The 15,662-nt window shown below is 43.7% G+C and carries 17 protein-coding genes; 8 read left to right on the top strand and 9 right to left on the bottom strand.

What is annotated here, in order from left to right:
* Positions 1-280 precede the first annotated feature (280 nt).
* From ffh to T426_RS0111495, 4 genes are all read left to right on the top strand, one after another.
* Entirely contained in the window at positions 281-1,615 is a 1,335-nt protein-coding gene (gene ffh / locus T426_RS0111510) for a signal recognition particle protein (protein WP_027585725.1), read from the top strand.
* A 26-nt stretch (positions 1,616-1,641) separates the two neighbouring features.
* Positions 1,642-2,517 carry a bifunctional methylenetetrahydrofolate dehydrogenase/methenyltetrahydrofolate cyclohydrolase FolD gene (folD, locus tag T426_RS0111505; RefSeq protein WP_025865325.1) on the top strand — a complete coding sequence of 292 codons (876 nt, stop codon included), beginning with the start codon at positions 1,642-1,644 and terminating at the stop codon, positions 2,515-2,517.
* 170 nt (positions 2,518-2,687) lie between these two features.
* The gene (locus T426_RS0111500) at positions 2,688-3,506 is read left to right on the top strand and encodes a M48 family metallopeptidase (RefSeq protein ID WP_025865326.1); all 819 of its coding nucleotides are present in this window, start codon (positions 2,688-2,690) and stop codon (positions 3,504-3,506) included.
* Positions 3,507-3,659: 153 nt separating this feature from the next.
* Entirely contained in the window at positions 3,660-4,034 is a 375-nt protein-coding gene (locus T426_RS0111495) for a DUF3276 family protein (protein WP_025865327.1), read from the top strand.
* A 98-nt stretch (positions 4,035-4,132) separates the two neighbouring features.
* Here T426_RS0111495 and T426_RS0111490 read toward each other — a convergent pair whose 3' ends face one another.
* The 8 genes from T426_RS0111490 to T426_RS23500 all read right to left on the bottom strand — a co-directional run bounded on the left by T426_RS0111490 (position 4,133) and on the right by T426_RS23500 (position 10,198).
* Complete coding sequence (locus T426_RS0111490; RefSeq protein WP_025865328.1) at positions 4,133-4,879, bottom strand: tellurite resistance TerB family protein; 747 nt, start codon at positions 4,877-4,879, stop codon at positions 4,133-4,135.
* Positions 4,863-5,462: a dephospho-CoA kinase gene (gene coaE / locus T426_RS0111485; protein WP_025865329.1), complete on the bottom strand. Its 600-nt coding sequence runs from the start codon at positions 5,460-5,462 to the stop codon at positions 4,863-4,865. The genes T426_RS0111490 and coaE overlap by 17 nt, the downstream gene beginning before the upstream one ends.
* On the bottom strand, positions 5,459-6,484 hold the full coding sequence (locus T426_RS0111480) for a CdaR family protein (RefSeq protein WP_153637601.1): 1,026 nt from the start codon (positions 6,482-6,484) through the stop codon (positions 5,459-5,461). Before T426_RS0111480 ends, coaE begins: the two co-directional genes overlap by 4 nt.
* Before the next feature lie 43 nt (positions 6,485-6,527).
* A complete protein-coding gene (yajC, locus tag T426_RS0111475) occupies positions 6,528-6,839 on the bottom strand; it encodes a preprotein translocase subunit YajC (protein WP_081782497.1) in 312 nt (103 codons plus the stop codon).
* Complete coding sequence (locus T426_RS25135) at positions 6,839-7,297, bottom strand: DUF1573 domain-containing protein (protein WP_051539106.1); 459 nt, start codon at positions 7,295-7,297, stop codon at positions 6,839-6,841. Before T426_RS25135 ends, yajC begins: the two co-directional genes overlap by 1 nt.
* Before the next feature lie 5 nt (positions 7,298-7,302).
* Positions 7,303-8,253: a transcription antitermination factor NusB gene (gene nusB / locus T426_RS0111465; protein WP_027585723.1), complete on the bottom strand. Its 951-nt coding sequence runs from the start codon at positions 8,251-8,253 to the stop codon at positions 7,303-7,305.
* A gap of 152 nt (positions 8,254-8,405) precedes the next feature.
* On the bottom strand, positions 8,406-9,167 hold the full coding sequence (locus tag T426_RS23505) for a rhomboid family intramembrane serine protease (protein ID WP_051568980.1): 762 nt from the start codon (positions 9,165-9,167) through the stop codon (positions 8,406-8,408).
* The gene (locus T426_RS23500; RefSeq protein WP_025865333.1) at positions 9,164-10,198 is read right to left on the bottom strand and encodes a threonine aldolase family protein; all 1,035 of its coding nucleotides are present in this window, start codon (positions 10,196-10,198) and stop codon (positions 9,164-9,166) included. The genes T426_RS23505 and T426_RS23500 overlap by 4 nt, the downstream gene beginning before the upstream one ends.
* Positions 10,199-10,426: 228 nt before the next feature.
* On the opposite strand from T426_RS23500, the gene T426_RS0111450 reads away from it, so the two are divergent.
* The gene (locus T426_RS0111450) at positions 10,427-11,749 is read left to right on the top strand and encodes a cryptochrome/photolyase family protein (RefSeq protein WP_036985423.1); all 1,323 of its coding nucleotides are present in this window, start codon (positions 10,427-10,429) and stop codon (positions 11,747-11,749) included.
* Here T426_RS0111450 and T426_RS0111445 read toward each other — a convergent pair.
* Complete coding sequence (locus tag T426_RS0111445; protein ID WP_025865334.1) at positions 11,746-12,291, bottom strand: glutathione peroxidase; 546 nt, start codon at positions 12,289-12,291, stop codon at positions 11,746-11,748. The two genes, T426_RS0111450 and T426_RS0111445, sit on opposite strands and share 4 nt — an antisense overlap.
* A 189-nt stretch (positions 12,292-12,480) precedes the next feature.
* Here T426_RS0111445 and T426_RS25560 point away from each other — a divergent pair, with 189 nt between their 5' ends.
* The 3 genes from T426_RS25560 (at position 12,481) to T426_RS0111435 (ending at position 15,607) form a co-directional block, all read left to right on the top strand.
* Complete coding sequence (locus T426_RS25560) at positions 12,481-13,605, top strand: DNA polymerase III subunit gamma/tau (RefSeq protein ID WP_081782498.1); 1,125 nt, start codon at positions 12,481-12,483, stop codon at positions 13,603-13,605.
* Positions 13,606-13,775: 170 nt separating this feature from the next.
* Positions 13,776-14,267: a hypothetical protein gene (locus T426_RS25555; protein ID WP_036984782.1), complete on the top strand. Its 492-nt coding sequence runs from the start codon at positions 13,776-13,778 to the stop codon at positions 14,265-14,267.
* 113 nt (positions 14,268-14,380) lie between these two features.
* Positions 14,381-15,607 carry an NADP-dependent isocitrate dehydrogenase gene (locus T426_RS0111435; protein ID WP_025865335.1) on the top strand — a complete coding sequence of 409 codons (1,227 nt, stop codon included), beginning with the start codon at positions 14,381-14,383 and terminating at the stop codon, positions 15,605-15,607.
* Positions 15,608-15,662: the final 55 nt, after the last annotated feature.

Raw genomic sequence — 15,662 nt, 5'->3', positions numbered from 1 at the left:
GCAATTGGTAGATTAGCTTTCATCTTAAGAGGACGCTGAAAAACGAGTTTCGTTACACAATCTCTTAAAATTATTGTTAGTTTTTAATAAATGAAATGTGTATTGTTGTTTGTTAATGAGTGAAATATGAGAGTAAAATAAGGCGATTCGTAGCCTTGAAAATAGAGCAGACTTACGATTATTGAAAATCAGTATTATTCGGTTTGACTGCCCAATTTTATATTTTCCTAATTCTGCCAATTCATTATCTTTGTACGCACTCAAAAAAACGGGAATACAAATGTTTGAAAATCTTACCGACAGGTTAGAGAAATCGTTTAAACTGCTCAAAGGTCAGGGGCAGATTACCGAAATAAATGTTGCCGAAACATTAAAAGATGTTCGTCGCGCATTACTCGACGCCGATGTGAACTTTAAGATTGCCAAGGATTTCACCAATCGTGTGAAAGATAAGGCTATCGGGCAAAAGGTGCTTGAAGCGGTGAAGCCGGGACAGATGATGGTGAAGATTGTTCACGATGAACTGGCTGAACTGATGGGAGGCGAAACGGTTGATATCTCATTGAAGAAATCTCCCTCGGTTATCCTGATGTCTGGTTTGCAGGGATCTGGTAAAACTACTTTTTCAGGAAAACTGGCCAACCGCTTAAAGTCAAAGCAAAAGAAAAATCCGCTGTTGGTTGCCTGTGACGTTTATCGTCCTGCTGCAATTGAACAGCTGAAGGTTGTCGGCGAATCGATCGGTGTTTCGGTTTACACCGAAGAAGACAGTAAAGACCCGGTTAAGATTGCCCGGAACGCAATTAAGAAAGCGAAAGCCGAAGGCAATGACGTGGTAATTATCGATACCGCCGGTCGTCTGGCCATCGATGAGCAGATGATGCAGGAAATCGAAGCCATCAAAAAGGCTATCGAGCCTGACGAAACGCTTTTCGTGGTCGATTCGATGACTGGACAGGACGCTGTGAATACAGCCAAAGAGTTTAACGAACGACTCAATTTCGATGGAGTTATTCTGACGAAACTCGATGGTGATACCCGTGGTGGTGCAGCACTTTCCATTCGGACGGTGGTGAATAAGCCCATTAAATTTGTGGGTACCGGTGAAAAAATGGATGCCATCGACGTATTCCACCCAAGCCGTATGTCTGACAGGATTCTGGGTATGGGTGATATCGTTTCGCTGGTGGAGCGCGCCCAGGAACAATTCGACGAAGAGGAAGCCCGCAAATTGCAGAAAAAACTGGCGAAGAACCAGTTTAATTTCAATGATTTCCTGACACAGATTCAGCAAATCAAGAAGATGGGTAACCTGAAAGACTTGGCCGCAATGATTCCCGGAATGCGAAAGGCTTTGAATAATATTGATTTAGAGGATGATGCCTTCAAACATATCGAAGCAATTATTTACTCCATGACACCCGACGAGCGCAATACTCCGGCTTTGATTGACGGTTCACGTCGAAAGCGTATTGCCCGTGGTTCAGGAACCGATATTCAGGAAGTAAACCGCTTGATTAAGCAGTTCGGGGAAACCCGGAAAATGATGAAGATGGTTTCGCAAGGGGGAAATGTGCGGAAAATGGCGTCAAAGGCACAACGCGGAAGAAGATAAGCTTAATCATCAATAATATATCTTCAATGATTTTACTGGACGGAAAAATGACATCGGCTGAATTGAAAGCCGAAATTGCTGAAGAAGTAAAGGTGCTGACAAGTGGCGGGAGAAAAGCTCCTCATCTGGCGGCAGTGCTGGTTGGTCACGACGGCGGAAGCGAATCGTACGTAGCCTTTAAAATGAAGGATTGCGCTGAGGTTGGATTTAAATCGAGCCTGGTTCGTTTTGAAGATGACGTAACCGAAGAAGAACTGTTGGCAAAAGTGGATGAGTTGAATAATGACGACGATGTGGATGGATTTATTGTTCAGTTGCCTTTACCCAAACACATTTCCGAGCAAAAAATTATTGAAGCTATCGATCCGAAGAAGGATGTTGACGGATTTCATCCGATTAACGTTGGACGGATGGTGATTGGCCTGCCTTGCTTCGTTTCGGCTACGCCTGATGGTATTGTCGATTTGCTGAAGCGTTATAACATTGAAACGTCAGGAAAGAATTGTGTGGTTGTTGGAAGAAGCAATATTGTTGGCCGTCCGTTGAGTGTGCTGATGTCGCAAAAAGCGATGAATGCTACGGTTACGGTTGCGCATAGCCGGACGAAAAATTTGAAGGAATTGTGCACCAGCGCTGATATTCTGATTGCGGCACTTGGTTCTCCCGAGTTTATTAAAGGCGACATGGTGAAAGAAGGTGCTGTTGTTATCGACGTCGGTACCACCCGTGTGAAATCGGATAAGACCAAATCAGGTTTTAAACTCAAAGGTGATGTTGCCTTTGACGAGGTGGCTGAAAAATGTTCTTACATCACACCTGTTCCCGGAGGTGTTGGTCCGATGACCCGTGTATCGCTATTGAAAAACACCTTGTTGGCCGCGAAAAAAGAAATTTATTCGTGAGATATTTCTGACATTTAGATAGATATTTGATGAGCTGTCTCTTGAGGCGGCTCTTTTTTTGTTCTTTCCGAATTTTCAGAACGTTGTACATGAACCGAAATTGAATTGAAAACGTTTCTTCTCTTATAGAATTCATTGCTTAATTTAACCGACGTATGAAAATGATACCAATGAAAATTAGCCGACTGCACGTTAAGTTATCCTGGGTTTTTTCCCTGCTGTTGTTTGCTGCCTGTGCAACCGTTCCGTTGACCGGAAGGCAGCAATTGAACCTGATTCCTGAATCGGAAATGTTATCCATGAGTTTAACTCAATACGGAGACTTCCTGAAAAGCAATCAATTGTCAGATAATCAAGCGCAAGCTGAAATGGTGAAGCGCGTTGGGAAGCGGATATCTGCTGCTGTTGACCAGTATTTGAAGGACAATGGACTGGGTGACCGGGTAAAAGATTTTAACTGGGAATTTAACCTGGTGAAAGATTCAGTAGCAAATGCCTGGTGTATGCCTGGTGGAAAAGTCGTAGTCTATACCGGTATTTTACCTATCACGAAAAACGAAAACGGCTTGGCTGTTGTCATGGGACATGAAATTGCCCATGCCATTGCTCGTCACGGTAATGAGCGGATGAGTCAGGAAATGTTAGTTCAATTGGGGGGAATGGGATTAGCTGCAGCCGTTGACCAGAAGCCGGAGCAAACCAAACAAATTTACATGACGGCATATGGCTTAGGTGCTCAGGTAGGAGCTATCCTTCCTTATTCGAGAAGTCATGAGTTGGAAGCGGATAAAATGGGACTCATGTTTATGGCGATGGCGGGTTATGATCCGCGCGGAGCTGTTGATTTCTGGGAACGAATGGCGGCTAATGGTGGAAGCGGAATGCCTGAATTCCTGAGTACACACCCAGTCGATTCTCATCGAATAGCACAGATTAAGCAAGATTTGCCTGAAGCATTGAAATATTACCGGCAGGCAAAGAATAATTAGCCTTTATTATCCATATTCGTTATAAATATTCGATTTTCTGCTTTACAACCTATTATGAGTTAAACATAATATGCAGTGTTTTAATCTTTTTTAATTCTTTTTTATAATTTTGAAAAGATTCGAACAATACACAGAAAATTAAAATTTTCGAATATGGAAGGTATTGATAAAAAGGATGGAGCTGACAATCAGAATAATGGAGAAAAGCGGTTCCGTGAAGAGGTTTATTCGAAAGCTGTAAGAGCTGGAAAAAGAACGTATTTCTTTGATGTGAAGATGACTCGGAAGGATGAGTATTATCTTACCATCACCGAGAGCAAGAAGAAATTTGATCAGGATGGCAAGTACCATTTCGAGAAACACAAAATTTTCCTGTATAAAGAGGATTTTGATAAATTTTCGGATGGACTTACTGAAATTATCGATTACATTCAGGAACGTCAGCCCTACGAACCTCGGGAAGAAGAGGAAAAGGACGTGCTCAAAGAGTACTCTGACGTGGAGTTCGAAGATTTGGCCTCAAGCTAACAAACGGTTACAAGAATAGAAAACAGCCGTTGAAATTCAGCGGCTGTTCTCGTTCTGGTAATATTTTCATAAGGTACTGACCGGTAGCCTAACTAATCCTAAACTATTTTTCTTTCCTGCCGGATAGCCTCATAGGCTTCGTTAACCTTTTGGAATTTCTCTTTTGCGGCTTTCTGTACATCCTCTCCGAGGTAGCTAACTTTATCGGGGTGATACTTTACGGCCATCTTGCGGTAGGCTTTCTTTATTTCCTGCTCGGTGGCTGTTGAAGGTATCTCCAGAATCTGGTATGCCCAATCGGTACTGGGAACAAACATCGATTCGATAGAGCCGTAGTCGGCATCGGATATGCCTAAAAAGTAGGCGATGTTTTTCACCAGGACTTTTTCCCGTGGATCAATTTCGCGGTCGGCAGCTGCTATACCAAACAGAAAATGGACCAGTTGCAGGCGGGAGGAATAGTCCATGTAGCGTTTGATTTGGTGACAAACTTCGGCTACAGGTATATCTTGTTCAAGTAAGCCTTTCAGCGATTTTACTGCTTCGGCGGCTGTGTCAACGCCAAAGTTTTGCTTAAAAAAGCTTTTCACGTAATCCAGTTCTGAGCGAAGCACTTTCCCGTCGGCTTTCAAAACAGCGGCCACCAAAACGAGCAGGCTAACCATGTAATCGCCCTGAGTCGTTGGTCTTTGTCTTTGTGTCCGGTCGTACGGATGCTGGTATTGATTAACATTCACCTCGGCACTGTCGATTACCGAACCAATAATAAAACCGATTAATCCACCGATAGGGCCGAGAACACTCCATCCCAGGCCACCGCCAATCCATTTAGCGAACTTTCCCATTGTTTCTAAAATTTTTATCTAATTCAACAACCTGAGGTATTATCAGGTTGGAGTTATCATTTTCAATAATATGATTGGCCAGCTTTCTCTTTTCACTTTCCGGCCACTGATTGCGCACTCTGCTTTTTACTTCCCCGGGCGTTAGTTTATCGCGGTTAACTACCCGCGCAACGCGCGTTTCCTCGGGAGCAGTTACCAGGATAACCTCATCCATGTCTTTATAAAAGCCACTTTCAAACAAAATTGCAGCTTCGTAAATAATGTACGGAGCGTGACTGTTGAAGGTGAGCCAATGCTCGTAATGAGCATGAACCACGGGATGAACCAATTGGTTCACTTTATTAAGCAGTGTTTTTTCAGAAAAGATAAGGCCGGCTAGCTTTTTGCGGTCAAGCTTTCCGTTTTCGAAATAGATAGACGGACCGAACAGATCGATTAGTCCTCTTTTGATTTCCTGGTTTTCGTCTTGTAGTCTTTTGGCTTCTGCATCAGCTTCATAAACAGGCACGCCTAACAAACGGAAGGTTTTGCAAATAGTGGTTTTTCCGCTGCCAATACCGCCGGTTATTCCGATTTGCTTCATTGATTACTGTTTTTCTTTTCCAGAATAAATTCAACTTCCTTTGGATAGTAATCGTACGAGATAACGTTTTGCGGATATTTTTCCATCGTCACCGGAAGTTTTTGGCGCGAAGTACTGATGCTGTCATAATCGATGGAAGGATGAAAACTTGCTGCGTTGACTTGATCGTATTGACTTAGGCCAACTTTATACGACACTTTGATTGACGACGGGAAAGCCTTTAATTCAATGCTGTCGGGAACATCCTTAATAACAAGCGGAATTTCACGAGTCCCTTCCGTTATTTGCTCAACCGGTATATTTAAAACTACGCGCCGGGGAGTGAATTGCAGCTCATCATCTCCGGTTAGCGAAACATTGCGTTGTACGCTATGCGACAGGTCTTTATATTCCTGTTCTCTTGTGGAGATGAACTTCAGCGTATCCAAAACATCCTCCGGACCTTTTACCATGACTGAATCCGGTGTGGTATAGGGAGATTGTTTCAGCATGTATTGATTGAGCAGGGTGACATTCACTTTCGGCTTGACCGGAAATTTCCGTTGAACAATTGGGTCGAAATTAAAGTAAAGACTGTCCGGATAAATGTTCAACACCTGTATTTCGTTGCTGATCTGATTCACTATCATGTTACGGTTTGCCTCGGTTGAGGCTGAAAAACCGTAGTGGTTGTTTTTCGAAACTTTATGCCTGGTTTTCAGTTCGCTCACATTAATTAAAATGGGAGAGAATGATAATTTGAGTTTGTGACGCAAGAGTGTGAAACCATAGGCACTTACCATGCATTCGAGTTTCGGAGGCAGTGGTTGCGATAATTTCTGATCGGTAGGAAGATCGATATACTTAACCGGAAAGGAAATTCGGGCTGTATAATTTTTACTAAGGTTGTTTAATGTCCAGAAGAATGAAGAAATTATAAAACAGATGAGAAATACAAACAATTTACCGTCGCGGCGAAGCGGGTGTTCGTCGCGGAAGAATCTTCTGATTTTATATATTCTTGTTCGTATTTCCCTAATCACGGCCAACTAAAATTTAAAAAAGGCTGGAAGAACCAGCCTTTCATCACTTTTGCTGCGGTGCGTCGCTGATGTCTTTCAGTACAACACTTTTGTCTACTTTTACCTTCACGTTGGGGGCAATTTCGAGAAAAATGATGCTGTCTTTTATTTCAACAATCCGACCATATAATCCGCCGGTAGTTACTACTTTATCGCCTTTTTGCAACGCTGAGCGAAATTTCTGCAGTTCTTTCTGACGTTTCATCTGAGGTCTGATCATGAAAAAATAGAATACGACCATAATCAGTACCAGGGGAAGAAAGGTCATTAATGGGTTGGTTTGCGTTTGTGCAATAACAAAGAGTAAGTTGTTCATCATTTCTTATTTATCAGTTTTTCAAATTGTGCATTCTGTATGTGTGCCGTAACGGCAATATTCTTTTTTAAACCCTTGCGGGTATTAATTTCAATGGTTTTGAATTCGTTTCCCCATTCTCCATCGGTGTTAAAGATAACTTCAATTGTGGATTTTTCTCCCGGTTGAACCGGTTTTTTCGGATATAAAATTTCCAAACATCCACACTCGTTTTCTATATGCGAGATGGTAAGCGGCTCACCACCTGTATTTTCAAAACGAAAGGAGTAGGAGACGACTTCTCCTGCCTTCAGGGTACCAAAATTATGGATTTCGTCGTGAAACTCAAATTTGGCAGGTCCCTTTTGTTTTATCGCTGCTGTGTGAACTGGATGTTTCTTCTTCTGGCTGGTTTGATTGTGACATCCCGCCAAAAGTAATACGATAGCTAAAATTGCGAAGGCAGTAAACCGACTCATCTTACTTATTTTCCATCCAGCAGTCCACGGCCGGCTTTTACAATGCGGCCATCTTCCTGAAAATCCTTGCTTATCCGATCGAGTACTCCATTAATAAAGGTGGAGCTGCGCTTCGTACTGTAATATTTCGAAAGCTCGATGTATTCGTTCAGTGTCACTTTAATCGGGATCGACGGGAAATCGGTTAATTCGGTAATGGCCAGCTCCAATATCAGTACGTCCATCAGCGCAACACGTTCCACATCCCAGTTTTTGGTGTACGATTCGATGATTTTGTGATTTTCCTCGTGTTTCAGAATCGTTTTCCTGAACAATTTAATGGTGTAGTCGCGATCTTCATCATCCTTGTAAAGTGATAGCAAGTGAAGGTTTGGAGACGGATCTTGTTTTACTTTTTTGATGGTTTTTATGACCATGCTGACAACAAAATCCAAGTCGTCGTTCCAGTAAATGCTTTGTTCTTCCAGTTCGCTTTCGAAAAGATCGTTGTTCAGTACCATTTCAACGAAGAAACGTTCGCAAAGCTTCTGATCGGATTGAATGCTATTTGTTTCAGCCAAAAGGTATTGCTGGTAAGATTTCGATTCAACCAATTCGCGGTAAAGCTTCCGGATGAGTTCCGGATTTTCCTTCCAGCTGATCTTATTTTGCTCAATGTAGCTGTTCAGGGCTTCATTTTCTTTCAGCCGCTTAATAATGTGGTTATCGACAAAACGTGTGTTAGGATTAAGATCATCCCACGATGGAATATTTTTATGTTTTCCGGCTGTCTGTCGTTCTTCGGCGAAATCTCGAACTTCGATAAGCAAAGCGAACAATAAGTGATAGAGGTCGTATGTCTTACGGATACTGAAGTTTAGTTCTGATTCTGACTGGTTGATGGTTTTCCCTGTTGTGGTAAAGTGGGCATACAGAATCTGCAATACTTTGGTGCGGATGATCCTACGGCTAATCATAATCGGGTAAGAACTTTCTTTTTATTAATTTATTCCTGTTACAATACGTTATGACGGCAAAAATACAACATTTATTGGATGTACAGACCAATTCGGTGTACGTTCCTGTCTTTATTTACTATTTATTGATATTGGGCTGTAAATCTGATGGTTCATGATGGCTTTTCATCATCGGGAAAGCTTTGCGATGAATCGGATAGTTTTGTTTTCCCGGAGTCGGATACCGGGAAGGTTTCAATGGCTTTTTCTTCGGTAGAAGACACTTCATCCTCCTCATCTTCCTCATCCCAGGGATGTTGTTCCGCGGGAGGTCCTTTTTTCCTGTAAACAACAGCCAGCACGATACCTGAAACACCTCCCCAAAGATGCCCTTCCCATGAAATTTCGGGTTTCATGGGAAAGATTCCCCAAAACAGACCTCCATATAGGAAAACGACAATGATTGATATGGTGAGCAAACGAACATTGTTGCGAACGATACCACTCATAAAAAGGAAGGCGGCCAAACCGTAAATTACCCCGCTGGCCCCAATATGCCAGGCTTCCCTTGCTCCCAGCCAAACGAATATTCCCGATATGATCCAGATGAGGAAAAAGATGCGGTAGGCCAAATCCCGGTAGAAGAATAGCAGGGCCAGGGTTAATAAGAAAAGTGGAACGGTATTGGCCATCAGATGGCTGAAGCTACCGTGAACCAACGGCGCGGTAAGTATTCCAAGCAATCCTTTCACATGTAAGGGGTAGATCCCTCCTTGTACCAGGTTGAGATGAAACTCTGTTTCAAACAACCTGATTAGCCAAAGCAGGACGATCAGAAAAGTTGGAAAGAACAGGCTATGCCTGAAAATCCGTTTATCCAGTTGCTTTTGCTCCTCGGTGTAGTGATTGCCCGGAATATACCGGAATACGCTCATTTTTTCATTTTTTGCCGAAGCAGGTTTCCGAACGTGTGAATGTCGTTTTCCGTCGTATCGAACGAGGTCATCCAGCGCACTTCATTGCGTTGCTCATCCCAGGTATAGAAGAAAAATTCTTTCTGTAATTCAGGGATTAATTCCCCTGGAATGATGGCAAAAACGCCGTTGGCATCTACCGGTTGAGTAATTTCAACTCCTTCGATGGATTTAATTTCTTCTTCCAGTAACCTGGCCATACGATTGGCATGTGTTGCATTTTTTTTCCACAATCCGTTGCCCAGATAAGGGATAAATTGTGCACTGATGAAGCGCATTTTTGAGCTTAATTGTGCGGCCTGTTTGCGGAAATATTTCGTGAAAGTAGCCAGTTCCGGTTTGAAGAAAACAACGGCTTCTCCCATCATCATACCATTTTTGGTACCTCCAAAGGAAAGAATATCGACTCCTGCATCGCGGGTGAATTCGCGAAAGTTCATATCGAGCGCTACAGCTGCATTGGCCAAACGGGCACCATCCATATGGAGGTACATACCATGCTCATGCGCTAAATCAGCCAAAGCCTGAATTTCTTCTTTCCGGTAAACGGTTCCCAATTCAGTGGCCTGCGTAATACTGATGACTCCGGGTTGGGCATGGTGCTCGAAGCCGAAACCATGCAGATGTGGTTTGATATCTTCGGGGCGAAGCTTTCCATCAGAAGTACTGACCGGGAGAAGTTTGCTACCAGTAAATTTTTCCGGGGCACCGCATTCGTCCACCTGGATGTGTGCCGTTTCGGCGCAAATGATGGAATTGAATGAACGGGAGGCTGATTTTAAACTGAGAATATTGGCTCCGGTGCCGTTGAATACGAAAAATACTTCGGTATCGTCACCAAACTCCTTTTTAAAAAGTTGTATGGCTTGTTCGGTCCATTTATCTCCGCCGTAACCAACGGCATGGCCCTGATTGGCTTCAACCATTGCGTTCAGAATATCGGGGTGAATACCCGAATTATTGTCGCTGGCAAAGCCTCTTTCATGTGTCATGTATAAATCTGCTTTGTGATTAAACTTTCAGCTGTTTTTACTATGATCGGCGGTATTTTGTGCCGATTTGAAGTTACGATATTAACTATTCTGCACAAAAATAAGTTTCTTTTTCGATTAAATTATTGTATTTTCAATTGCACGGAAGCATTGATTTTAATGGTTATCCAAACCGGATGACCATTTTTTCACTGATAGTGGTGATGATAAATTGGTAATGGTCTTGAGATGAGAAAAAAAGAGAAATCTGTGGTTAGTATTTTCTGGTTTCGTCGCGATCTGCGACTGGAAGACAACATTGGTCTCATGCATGCCCTGAGAACCAGAGAAAATGTGTTGCCTCTGTTTATATTTGACCCGGAAGTCTTTCAACGGGACGAGAATAATGGTAATGTTCAGGTGGGCTTTGTGTATGATACCATACTGGGAATAAAAGAAAAACTTGAAACTATTGGTTCCGGGTTGCATGTGGCCGTCGGTAAACCGCTCGATGTCTTTAAGTCGCTGATGGACAGTTATCATATTTTCAGTGTGTATGCCAACCGGGAGTATGAACCTTATACGCTTCAGCGAGATGACGAAGTTGATGCTTTTCTTGCCAATCAAGGGGTAGAGTTTCATACCTATAAGGATCAAGTTTTGTTTGAACAAAACGAAATTGTAAAAGACAACGGTGAACCGTATACGGTTTTTACGGCCTACAAACAACGGTTTTTGCGAAAGCTGAACCAGTCGATGGTTGTGCCGGCACCGATTTCTAAGTACGCACACAACTTTTTCAGAACGACACCGCTTCCTGTGCCTTCGCTGGAAATTATGGGATATTCCAGGGTAGAAGTGCCTGTTCCTCCCCGGAAGTTACCTGCCGAGTTACTGAAGAGTTATGAAGCGGACCGGGATTTTCCTGCCAGGAATGGAACGTCACATCTTGGTGTGCACCTGCGATTTGGTACCGTAAGTATCCGGAAAGTAACAGCCCTGGCGATGCAGCATTCTGAAACGTTTTTGAATGAATTGATTTGGCGGAACTTTTATAGTGTTATCCTGTGGTTTTTCCCTCAGGTTGTGCATACATCCTTTAAGCCGGCTTTCGATGAAATTGTCTGGGAGAATAGTAAAGAGGATTTCAAAGCCTGGTGCGAAGGACGAACCGGTTACCCGTTGGTTGATGCCGGGATGCGCGAACTGAATGCCACCGGTTATATGCACAATCGTGTGCGGATGGTAACCGCCAGTTTTCTGTGCAAACATTTGCTAATTGACTGGCGCTGGGGAGAAGCATATTTTGCCCGAAAACTGTTGGATTACGATTTGGCATCGAATAATGGTGGCTGGCAATGGGCTGCTGGTTCAGGAAATGATGCCGCGCCGTATTTTCGGGTATTTAACCCAGAGTTGCAGGCAAAGAAGTTCGACCCGAACGGGGAATATATTGCAAAATGGGTTCCGGAATATGGAACGATCTCCTATCCGAAACCCATTATTGTCCATGCGGAAGCCCGCAAAAGGGCTTTGGCACGTTATGCTGAAGCGGTGAAAGCTAAAGCTTAGTTTTTGCTTTCAATCCAGCTAATAATCTTTTTTGAATCAGGCTTGTCCTGCGGCCAGGCAACACCAACCAGGTGACCTGTTTTATCAATCATGAATTTCTGGAAGTTCCATTTGATTGGGGCGTCCATTACACCATTCTGCGATTTCTCTGTTAGCCACTGGTAGAGAGGGGCAATGTCATCACCTTTCACCGAAATTTTTGACATCATCGGAAAGGTAACATCGTAATTTTCGGTACAGAAAGTTTTAATCTGGCTGTTTGTACCTGGTTCCTGATGCATGAAGTTATTCGCCGGAAAGCCGACAATAACAAATTTATCGGGCCCGTACTTTTTGTAAATCGCCTCGAGTTGCTTGTATTGCGGTGTGAATCCACATTTGGATGCAGTATTCACAATCAGCACCTTTTTCCCTTTCAGCGATGCCATATCAAATGGTTTGCCATCAATATCAGTTACCTTGAAATCATAGATGGTTTTTTCCTGCGCAAATGTGGTGAGCGTCATCGCCAGTATGGAAACCAGCAAAAAGAATTTTTTCATAATCTGTCAGTTTTTATTTCTGATATAACAAACAACAAAGTCAAGCAAAAAGTTGCTCCGCATAAATTTCATCTGGCAGTAAACCAGAAGCTTGTTTTAGGCGTTGATAACTTATGCGAAAACGGGACACAAATGGTTTCCCATTTTATACTATATTTGGATTTCAAATCTGGCACCCGAGGAATTTTTATGGAGAATTATATTGTTTCAGCAAGAAAATACAGACCTTTTACGTTTAGCTCAGTCGTTGGTCAACCATCGATTACTGCCACACTTAAGAATGCCATCCGTAATAATCATCTCGCGCATGCGTACTTGTTTTGCGGGCCACGTGGCGTAGGGAAAACTACATCGGCCCGTATTTTTGCCAAAACCATCAATTGCCAGAATATTACTACTGAAACAGAGCCTTGTAATACCTGTGAATCGTGTAAGGCTTTCAACGAAAACAGGTCCTACAATATTCACGAACTGGATGCCGCTTCCAATAACTCGGTGGACGATATTCGCAGCCTGGTCGACCAGGTTCGGATTCCTCCGCAGATTGGAAAATACAGCGTGTACATCATCGATGAGGTTCACATGCTGTCGCAGTCTGCATTCAATGCTTTCCTGAAAACACTGGAAGAACCGCCGGCACACGCCATTTTTGTGTTGGCTACTACCGAAAAACATAAAATTCTGCCAACCATTCTTTCACGTTGTCAAATCTTCGACTTCAACCGGATTGGCATTACCGATATTGAAAAACATTTGGCTTCGGTAGCCGAAAAGGAGCAAATCACCTTTGAGCCGGAAGCGCTGAATATTATTGCTCAGAAGGCTGATGGTGCTATGCGTGATGCACTTTCCATTTTCGATCAGGTGGTGAGCTTTTCAGGTAGTAACATTACTTACCAGGATACCATCTCGAACCTGAATGTGTTGGATTACGACTACTATTTTCGATTGGTCGACGGGTTTCAAAAAGGTGATGTGTCAGGTGTGCTGATGATTTTCAACGAGATTCTGGACAAGGGATTTAACGGACATCACTTTGTATCCGGTTTGTGCCAGCACTTCCGTGATTTGCTGGTATGTAAAGATCAGGTGACGGTGGAGTTGTTGGAAGTAGGTGGAGACATCAAGGAAAAATACAGTCAACAGGCGAAAGCATGTGATTTGCCGTTTCTGGTGGAAGGATTGAACTTGGCCAGCGAGTGTGATATGCAATACAAAGCTTCTTCCAATAAACGATTCCTGGTAGAGCTGGCACTCATTCGTATTGCACAGTTGGAAGAGATATTAAAAAAAAAAGCGCTGACGAACGCGTAGCTTCAGCCATACTTTTACCCATTTTTTCGGCACCGGCAGCCCCAAAAGTTGCCAGGCCGCAACAAGGTGCCGCAACACAGAGCGGTGCTGATGGGAATAAGCCAGCTGAAGCAAACAGGCAGACGAATACGCCTGTTGTTACATCGCCCGGAAAGGTAAAGAGCCGTAGGGTGACCCGAAGGGACAGTATTAGTACGCCCTCGATTGCCAATGCACTGAGGGGAAACAAACCTGCTTCAGAATATAAGAAGGAAACGACGCAGCAGGCAAAGCAGGTGGCTGAACCGGAAGTGCATCCGTTTACCGGAGAAAAACTGGCCGAGGCATGGACGGAGTTTGTTGTGCGGGTAGAGGCACCGCAGTTGAAAGCCGCCTTATCGACACGCGAACCGTCGTTGGTAGACGAATGGAACGTGAACTACTTGCTCGACAACGAGACACAGCGCGAACGGTTGGTGCTGGAAGTAAAGCTGAAGTTGCTGGGCTTTTTGAGAAGAACACTGCGGAACGAACGGATTGAAGTGGAGTTTCAGATTGCGGAGGGGGATGATGCGTTACCGCGTAGACCTTATTCCGACTCGGAAAAATGGCAGGCCATGGTGGAGGTAAATCCATCGTTGGCTCAGTTTAAGAAGATGTTCGGACTCGATTTTGATAGTTAAGAGAATCTTGAAACGATATGTACCGTAACCTGACATCAAGGTGAATTCAAACTAAACCAGTCCAATCTTGTTTAGTAAACATCATTTATTCTATTAAAAAAATTTATTCAGGCATGGACAAAATTAATGTTTCCAATCCCGTTGTAGAGCTTGACGGCGATGAAATGACCAGGATTATCTGGCAGATGATTAAAGATCAACTCATCCTGCCGTACCTGAACCTCGACATTAAGTATTTTGACTTGGGCATTGAGCATCGCGACGCGACTGACGATCAGGTGACGGTTGACGCTGCCAACGCCATCAAGAAGTACAAAGTAGGGATTAAATGTGCAACCATTACCCCGGACGAGAAGCGGGTGGAAGAGTTTGGCCTCAAACGGATGTACAAATCACCGAACGGTACCATTCGTAACATCATTGGTGGAACCATTTTCCGCGAGCCTATTTTCGTGAAAAATGTACCGCGTTTGGTTCCGCAATGGACCGGCCCTATCGTTATCGGACGTCATGCATTTGGTGACCAGTACCGTGCCACCGATATGGTCGTCGACCGTCCCGGTAAACTGACGATGACTTTCACTCCGGAAGATGGTTCAGAACCTATTACTCATGAGGTTTATGACTTCGAAGGAGCGGGTGTGGCCATGTCGATGTACAACACCGAAGAGTCTATCCGTGGTTTTGCACACAGCTGTTTTAAAATGGCGCTGCAGAAAAAATGGCCGCTTTACCTGTCGACAAAAAATACCATTCTCAAGAAATACGATGGTTTCTTTAAAGATATCTTCCAGGAAATCTTTGAAGCAGATTATCAGAAACAGTTCGACGAAGCCGGTATTACATATGAGCACCGTCTGATTGATGACATGGTGGCATCGGCATTGAAGTGGAACGGTAACTTCATCTGGGCTTGTAAAAACTACGACGGCGACGTACAGTCTGATACCGTAGCTCAGGGATTCGGTTCGCTGGGATTAATGACTTCGGTCCTGATGACACCGGATGGCGATATCCTGGAAGCAGAAGCTGCCCATGGTACAGTGACACGTCACTACCGTGAACACCAGAAAGGTAATGCAACTTCAACCAACCCGATTGCTTCTATTTATGCCTGGACGCGTGGTCTGGCATTCCGCGGACGTCTGGATAACAACGAAGAGTTGATCAAATTCAGCCATACGCTGGAAGAAGTCTGTGTTGATACGGTTGAATCAGGTAAGATGACAAAAGACCTGGCTCTGGCTATCCACGGAAAAGATTTGAAGCCGGAACATTACCTCACAACCGAGCAGTTCCTGAATGCGCTGGCTGACGGTCTGAAGGCACGGTTGAGTTAATAAATGTGTTCCGAACGTGGCTGGGCGCCCGTCTGATTATTTGTATATTTGGGTT

The organism is Prolixibacter bellariivorans ATCC BAA-1284, from assembly GCF_000621705.1.
Classification (GTDB): Bacteria; Bacteroidota; Bacteroidia; order Bacteroidales; family Prolixibacteraceae; genus Prolixibacter; species Prolixibacter bellariivorans.
The sequence above is the reverse complement of the archived record's forward strand: the minus strand, read 5'-3'. Positions and strand labels throughout refer to the sequence as shown.

Excerpts from the sequence above, each read along its gene's own strand:
- ffh (WP_027585725.1), top strand. The coding sequence starts at position 281 with ATGTTTGAAAATCTTACCGACAGGTTAGAGAAATCGTTTAAACTGCTC.
- folD (WP_025865325.1), top strand. The coding sequence starts at position 1,642 with ATGATTTTACTGGACGGAAAAATGACATCGGCTGAATTGAAAGCCGAA.
- T426_RS0111500 (WP_025865326.1), top strand. The coding sequence starts at position 2,688 with ATGAAAATTAGCCGACTGCACGTTAAGTTATCCTGGGTTTTTTCCCTG.
- T426_RS0111495 (WP_025865327.1), top strand. The coding sequence starts at position 3,660 with ATGGAAGGTATTGATAAAAAGGATGGAGCTGACAATCAGAATAATGGA.
- T426_RS0111490 (WP_025865328.1), bottom strand. The coding sequence starts at position 4,879 with ATGGGAAAGTTCGCTAAATGGATTGGCGGTGGCCTGGGATGGAGTGTT.
- coaE (WP_025865329.1), bottom strand. The coding sequence starts at position 5,462 with ATGAAGCAAATCGGAATAACCGGCGGTATTGGCAGCGGAAAAACCACT.
- yajC (WP_081782497.1), bottom strand. The coding sequence starts at position 6,839 with ATGAACAACTTACTCTTTGTTATTGCACAAACGCAAACCAACCCATTA.
- T426_RS25135 (WP_051539106.1), bottom strand. The coding sequence starts at position 7,297 with ATGAGTCGGTTTACTGCCTTCGCAATTTTAGCTATCGTATTACTTTTG.
- nusB (WP_027585723.1), bottom strand. The coding sequence starts at position 8,253 with ATGATTAGCCGTAGGATCATCCGCACCAAAGTATTGCAGATTCTGTAT.
- T426_RS23505 (WP_051568980.1), bottom strand. The coding sequence starts at position 9,167 with ATGAGCGTATTCCGGTATATTCCGGGCAATCACTACACCGAGGAGCAA.
- T426_RS23500 (WP_025865333.1), bottom strand. The coding sequence starts at position 10,198 with ATGACACATGAAAGAGGCTTTGCCAGCGACAATAATTCGGGTATTCAC.
- T426_RS0111450 (WP_036985423.1), top strand. The coding sequence starts at position 10,427 with ATGAGAAAAAAAGAGAAATCTGTGGTTAGTATTTTCTGGTTTCGTCGC.
- T426_RS0111445 (WP_025865334.1), bottom strand. The coding sequence starts at position 12,291 with ATGAAAAAATTCTTTTTGCTGGTTTCCATACTGGCGATGACGCTCACC.
- T426_RS25560 (WP_081782498.1), top strand. The coding sequence starts at position 12,481 with ATGGAGAATTATATTGTTTCAGCAAGAAAATACAGACCTTTTACGTTT.
- T426_RS0111435 (WP_025865335.1), top strand. The coding sequence starts at position 14,381 with ATGGACAAAATTAATGTTTCCAATCCCGTTGTAGAGCTTGACGGCGAT.